We start from the raw sequence: 6,665 nt of genomic DNA on the forward strand, positions 1-6,665 counted from the left end.
TCCTTGCAGGGAGCGGGCGGCTCCAAAAGACACCCGAAAACTTGACGTCCCGCCCCTTCCCCCCTATACGTCCGCCCGCTCCCTGCAAGGACGAAAGAATTTGCCCCCGTGGCGCCCAGAATGGCGGCCGCACTTCGTTGGGGGTTCAGGATAAGGATTTTGCCATGTCACGCCGCTGCGAACTGACGGCCAAGGGCCCCCTCGTCGGCCACAAGGTCAGCCACTCCAACATCAAGACCAAGCGCCGCTTCCTGCCGAACCTCGTCAACGTGACGTTCATCTCGGAAGCCTTGGGCCGCAACGTGCGCCTGCGCGTCTCCACCAACGCGGTCAAGAGCGTCGACCACAATGGCGGCCTCGACCCCTTCCTGCTCAAGGCCAACGCCGACAACCTGTCGCCGCGCGCCCTCGAGCTGAAGCGCGCCATCCAGAAGAAGGTCGGCCCGACGGCCGCGCCGGAAAAGAAGGCGAGCTGAGTTTTAAAGAATTGGGCGGGGGCTAGGTTGCGTCGCGTGGCGTAGGCTTAGCCGAGTAGAGTTTGCGTTGCGGCCGGATCGGAAGATCCGGCCGTTTTTGTTTGTGGTCGATCTGCTTCAAACGCACAAACACAACTATGGCGTGCCTCAGCAGTTGAGCTTATCTTCGCTTCGCATTTACCTCGATAGTTCGATTTTTTAGGCATGGATTGTGAAAGTTGACGCGAGACCTCAAATCACGAGTTGGACGCCCGTCGCACCGCGACCTTCTAGAGTTCGTCGAGCAGCTGCCGCCTCAGAAGAAAGTTTTGGGGCTAACACATGTCACAAGCAGCTACCTTCTGAGGGACCTAATTGCCGCGGGCCGAATCGAAGCGCTCGAAGAATGCGACGTGCTGCGAGAACCAATAATTTATGCCTTCTATGGGAGGGCCGCATTTCGGGGAAAAAGTGAATTCGAACCTACGACATTATCCTCCCTCTTTCCATCTGTCCTGATCTTGGATCCGTCGCGCGTACCGCGTCCCAAGTACGTATTCCCCTTTGACAGTGGCGCTTTCGTTGAGGGACGGATGGACCAGTTCCTTCACCCCTATATGCCCTTATTCGATTTTCTCCTTACGCCCGAGCCTGAATCAGCAGCTAAATTGGTGGCGGCGGTCTTTGGTACAAACGATAATTTTCTCCGCAATGTTCCCTCGCCAGCATTTAATGTTCCGGCCGCCAATTTTGAGGCTGACGCCTACAGAAAAATGGTTCTTGCCAATGGCGGTAATCTATCTGCCGGCCTTGACGATCGAGCGTCAACGCCAGAGATCCTGTTCAGTGACTCAATCGAATTGCGAACGAGCGTAACAGCAGCCGTTCTTCCCGATACACTCGCAGCCGACAAGAATATTGGAGGGGCTCTCCGCTCCTACGGAATCGAAATATCTGAATACGTTTGGACTAGTAGCGGTCGACCGAACGAAACGCACTTCATCGTCAGAAGCTTAGTTCACGAGATTTATAAAAGCCGAGGGTGGCTATGAGAGGCAACAGCGACCTTCACGATCTGATACTCCATGAAGGACAGGTGACCTCGCTCTCAGTCCCATTCTGGATCCGCCCTGGATTTGCAATTCCTCTGATCCAATCGCGCTTGAGCAGCAATGTAACGTATGTACAGCGGGTCGATTCTCAGCGACGTATAGTTGGCTTCGATTTATTCCGAACTCAATCACGTACCATTCCCATCAAGCAGCCTTTGTTGACCTCCATGGGAGGTCCCGAGCTATTTGCCTTGATTGATCCTCACGGACATCCACATGTCGGCCCTCAAAATGCGCTCGCTCCGATCGTGAGAGAGTGGGTCAATGGGATTAAGCACCCCCTTATCAGAATGAGTTTCGCTCGATTTTGCGAGAGTGAAGTTCTTGCTACTCGCTCCGCCGTAGAGGCGTTGCAGGCAAAAACATCCGAGTTACGGAGTGGGGTTCGAGCAACCCAATGGTTCGTCCGCGCCGTCGTCCTTGCGGAGCTTTTTGATGCTCTCAAATACGAGAATAACCCAGCAAGAACCTCATCACACGAAGACATCTACAAAAATGCCTTGGTGTCGATTCAGGTGAGTGAGAAAAAGCTCTCCGTTGAGTTGCCCGAAGCGTTCCTGTCAAAGGCAAAGCATAATCGCAAGCTGGATAGCCTCGTCGCATTCGTGCGAACGGTTCTTGGACGAGATCTTGACTTAAGAGCGAAAATCGAACCGCAACTAGCTGATCGACCCGAACTACCTTCAGATGCAGCTGATATCATCATCGCCGAAATCAAACAGCATTCGCGACAAGAGCAGCGGATAGCCCAACTTATTAAGCACGCTCTGGAAAACCCATCCAGCGGAAGCCATCTCCTTGGAAAATACTCCGACCATACAGCCTACATGCGGTTCGCTTTGGACTTCTTGCGCTCTCGGATGAAAAGTTGGTCAAACCAAGACGCACTTCAGAACGAGGTAGCGGCGATTCTCCCAACGCTAATTTCGAACGCCTATCCACGCCAAGCGGGGCGCTTGTTGCTTGCACTTGCGCTCGCACTCAAGAGTTTTCGTGCTCCAGCCAGGACGCTTCGCGACAGAACGATGAAATCGCGCTCTCAAAGCGTCAAGCCCTTGCAAAGAGAAATTGTCAAACTCCTTGACGAGGCTTGAACCAAAGCGGGACCGGCTAGCTCCTCTAAAACAGCCCTGAGCTTACCATTTCCATTATACTCGCCCCGGCAGCATCACCCGGAGGCGCATCCCATGGATCGCGCGCACAAACCGACCAGCACCCCGCCGGGCCTGATCCGCGCCCGCTCGTTCGCCACGACTCTGAGCGGCGCTCCGCAGTCGAACACCGCGCCCCGCGTCAGATTGCGGCCGGATGCTGACATACGCAAAAATCCGTGCTATCTTAGATTGATACGACGTCGATCATATTGCCGAGCATTTCGCCCGGGCCATCCGCCTCGGAGAGAGTGATCATGTCTCTTGCGCAGCCTTCCGAAATGCCCCCTATCGTTGTCGTGAAGGACGAGCTGCTCCACTATCCCCGCGCGGGACACAACGGCAACACACGTTGCATCATGTTCGTCCATGGCGTGACCGGACATATCGTCGACACGTGGCGCGCAAAGAACGCCAAGGCCGGCTTCGTCGAGCTCGTCCTTGGCGATACCGCGCTCCAAGACTACGACGTGTACGCCTTCGGCTATTACACCAACCGTTACCGCGGCGCGCCGATTGACCACGCCGCCTTGAGCCTCGACAGCGCAATATCGCACCTGCCGAAGCCCTACGACAGCATCGTCCTTATTGCCCACAGCATGGGCGGCCTAGTGTGCATGAAATACATCATCGACAGGCTGCAGCGTCCGCAGGGCCCTCCTCCAATCAGCGGGCTGCTGCTCTACGGAACGCCGACGACCGGCAGCGACCTCCTCAGGGTCGCAAGGTTGGTCGGCTACGGATTCGGCTTCAAGTTTCCGATCGTCGGCCATGCCATCGACTGGTTCCGCAAACGGCAGCGGCAGTTCGTAGACCTGGAGACCGGAAGCGAATTTCTCGCGCGCCTTTTCGATCAGTGGGCGCTGCGGGTGGTCAATGGCGGCCACGAAGAGGCAGGCGAGCAGCGCATGTGGCTCGCCGTTCGCGTGGTGACCGGCGACGACGACATCGCGGTGAGCGAGGCCTCGGGCAAGGGCGTTTATGGCGCGATCGACTGGAAGCCTCTGCCATTCGGTCACATCCAGTTGGTCAAGCCCGAGGCGGCCAACGATAGGCGATATCTAGAGGCAAAGAGCTTCCTTCAGATTGCACGTCGAACGGATCCCACCATCCTGGATCGCGTCTGGAAGGCTAGCCAGGCCACTTGGGACAGCCGGTTTGGCCGCGTCAGCAAGGACCTCGTGTTCTTCACGGAAATCGATTTGCGCAAGGCAGCGCCGAGACGCGGGCCACTTGCAGCGTACGGCAAATGCACAACGATCTGCCAATATCGTTTCATCCTCGGCAGCGACTTCGTCGAATTCGGCATCTCGTTCGCGGCGTCCGCGGAGCTCTGGGCTCGCCAGCCGGCGCCGGTCTACATCCATCAGGTCGGGCTGGATCTGCTCCCGCAGGCCGAGCAGAACGCCCTCCGCCGGTCCATCGATCTCATTCTGAGCGAGACGAACGACGCAGCAGTCTGGTCCGAATTCTTTCCGAGTCTTGTGATCAGCATCGATGATGTCGCGCTCAAGGGAGCCGAGTTCGGCTGGCCGCTATCTTCCCGACAATCCGCCACCTGGTTGTTGCGCAGATACAAACTTCCATCGGCGCTCGCGGCCAAAGTCGGCAGCATGGTGACGCTGAAGATCGAATACGAGTCCGTCGTGCCTTCGTCACTCCCCCACGTGACCTTCTCGGCGCCGTGGATCGTGCACAAGGCGAAAGTCGACGTCGTGGTGAGAGGCGACTTCGAATACTTCGTTCCGGGTCACAGGCTCGTGCCGGACGGAAAGGTCGAGCGTGGGCTGGAGCAGGTTCTGGAAGGCCGCAAGGCTCATTTCTCCCATGAGGAGATCATGCTACCCGGTTCAGGGATGGAGGTTCGCTGGCGGCTAAAGGATGGCGACCGCGCAGCGGCCTCAACGCTGACACATGCAGGGGGAATGTCATGAATGGTTATGGCACGATCGAGACGATCTACCGCCAGCTGGGCATCGGGGTCATCAAGAAGGAAAACGGGGAGCAGGTCATCTTCACCGCCGGCGCGGTCAAAGGCGGAGATGCAGGCTTCCAGGATCTCACGGAGGGCGATAAGGTGCACTATCGTGTTTTCAAGGATCAGATCGGCTCGATCGGCATCGCGCGCGACGTCTGGACGAAACACGAAAGCAAGTAGCGGTCCGCTCGCCGTGAGGTAACATGAACGGCTTCGGCTCCCACGACAGCTCCGCCAAAAACCTCGTCATCTGCTGTGACGGCACCGGCAACGAGATCTCGGAGAACATCTCCAACGTCCTGAAGCTCTATCGCTGCCTGCGCAAGACGGACAAGACGTCGCCGCGGCAGATGGTGTTCTACGATCCCGGGGTGGGCACGTTGACGGAGCCGACGACGTGGCACCGGCTCAGGGCGAACGTCAACCTGGTGCTGGGGCTCGCCACCGGCTACGGGCTCGATGACAACGTGCTCAGCGCCTATTGCTTCCTGGTCGATCACTATGCGCCGGGCGACCGCATCTACCTGTTCGGCTTCTCGCGCGGGGCCTATACGGTTCGCGTGCTGGCGGGGCTCATTCACAAGATCGGGTTGATCAGACCGGAGCAGGCGAACCTCGCGGGCTCGGGCCTCATCGCCTACAAGCAATATTCCGGCACCGGGCGTGGCAACGCCCTTGAAGACGTCGAGAACGTCGCGTTCGACGAGCAGGGACCGCTGCCGAAGGACGCCTTCGACCTCGCGGCGCAGTTCGCGCGCATCACCTCGACGCGCTGGCCGACCATCCACTTCATCGGCGTCTGGGACACGGTGGCGAGCGTGATCGTGCCGCGCGCCGACCGCCTGTTCTGGCCGAGCCTGGAGGAGCTCGCCTTCACGCGGCGCAACCCCAGCATCAGGATCTTCCGGCAGGCGATCGCGATCGACGAGCGGCGCCGCATGTTCCGCCTGAACAAATACGAGGAGCCGCAGGAGTTCTGGAGCAACCGCTACGTCCCCGACGAGAAGAAGGTGCCGCAGGACATTCTCCAGGTGTGGTTCGCCGGCGTGCATGGCGACGTCGGCGGCGGCTATCCGGAGACCGAGAGCGGGGACTCCAAATATCCGCTGATCTGGATGGTCGCGGAGGCCGCCAAGGCCGGGCTGAACTTCAACCCGCGTACCGTGAACCAGCTCGCCTTCGGCATCCAGCGCAAGAACTCGCCGTTCCACTATGTCGCGCCGGCCTATACGGGGGAGACGGGCCAACTGCACGATTCCATGAATGCGGCCTGGCGGGTGCTGGAATATTTTCCGAAGCGCGCGCGGTACAGGGAATGGCCGGAGCGCAAGATCTACTTCGGCTTCTACGTCCCCGATTGCGAGCCGCGCCTCATCCCCGAAGGCGCGCATGTGCATGAGAGCGTGCTGAAGCGGATGGCGGTGGAGCCGGATTACCGGCCGGTGAACATGCCCGGGGATTACGTGATGGTGCCGATGCCGGCGGGGCCTGAGCATGCGGAGGCGGCGGGGGAGATGGAGGGGATGTGAGGGGGACTCTCACAACTCGTAATTGCGAACGAAGCGAAGCTATCCAGGACTCTCTCCGCAGGCGGCAGCCTGGATTGCTTCGCTGCGCTCGCAATGACGGCGAGGCAAACAGGCTCGCGCAACACCACCGGTGTCGTCCCCCGGCTGGTGCGCAGTTGCGCAAAGCGCGATGAGAGCGGGACGAATCGTCATCGCGTTCTGGCTTGTTGTTCGAGCATGATCCTTCTCGAAAAGCCGCAGCACACTTCTCCGGATCGTGCTCCAGGCAGAATGGATTCAGGTTGAAGCGATCGCCGCGGATCGTTCACCTCTCCCGCAAGCGCAGGGCTATCGCAGATGAGAGCTTTCTCTGCGGCCATCCTTCGAGACGCCCGCCTTTGGCGGACCCTCAGGATGAGGGCGGAGTGCGCGGCAGCAGTTTCAACGGGCACTGACGCCAA

The 6,665-nt window shown here is 59.0% G+C and carries 6 protein-coding genes; all 6 read left to right on the forward strand.

The annotated features are described in order from the left end of the window. The first annotated feature begins 164 nt into the window (after positions 1-164). Positions 165-476, forward strand: a complete 312-nt coding sequence (rpmB, locus tag AX729_RS16025; RefSeq protein ID WP_061024660.1) for a 50S ribosomal protein L28 — start codon at positions 165-167, stop codon at positions 474-476. Between the two features lie 572 nt (positions 477-1,048). Continuing rightward, a complete protein-coding gene (locus AX729_RS39670; RefSeq protein ID WP_156456994.1) occupies positions 1,049-1,507 on the forward strand; it encodes a hypothetical protein in 459 nt (152 codons plus the stop codon). Positions 1,508-1,551: 44 nt separating this feature from the next. After that, positions 1,552-2,661, forward strand: a complete 1,110-nt coding sequence (locus tag AX729_RS16030; protein WP_156456995.1) for a hypothetical protein — start codon at positions 1,552-1,554, stop codon at positions 2,659-2,661. Between the two features lie 527 nt (positions 2,662-3,188). Next, positions 3,189-4,652 (forward strand): esterase/lipase family protein, encoded by a 1,464-nt coding sequence (locus tag AX729_RS16035; protein WP_156456996.1) that lies wholly within the window; start codon positions 3,189-3,191, stop codon positions 4,650-4,652. Then, a complete protein-coding gene (locus tag AX729_RS16040) occupies positions 4,649-4,876 on the forward strand; it encodes a cold shock domain-containing protein (protein ID WP_061024667.1) in 228 nt (75 codons plus the stop codon). The genes AX729_RS16035 and AX729_RS16040 overlap by 4 nt, the downstream gene beginning before the upstream one ends. Positions 4,877-4,899: 23 nt before the next feature. Beyond that, a complete protein-coding gene (locus AX729_RS16045; protein ID WP_061024669.1) occupies positions 4,900-6,225 on the forward strand; it encodes a T6SS phospholipase effector Tle1-like catalytic domain-containing protein in 1,326 nt (441 codons plus the stop codon). Positions 6,226-6,665 lie beyond the last annotated feature (440 nt).

The organism is Bradyrhizobium sp. CCH5-F6 (genome assembly GCF_001556045.1).
Lineage (GTDB): Bacteria > Pseudomonadota > Alphaproteobacteria > Rhizobiales > Xanthobacteraceae > Bradyrhizobium.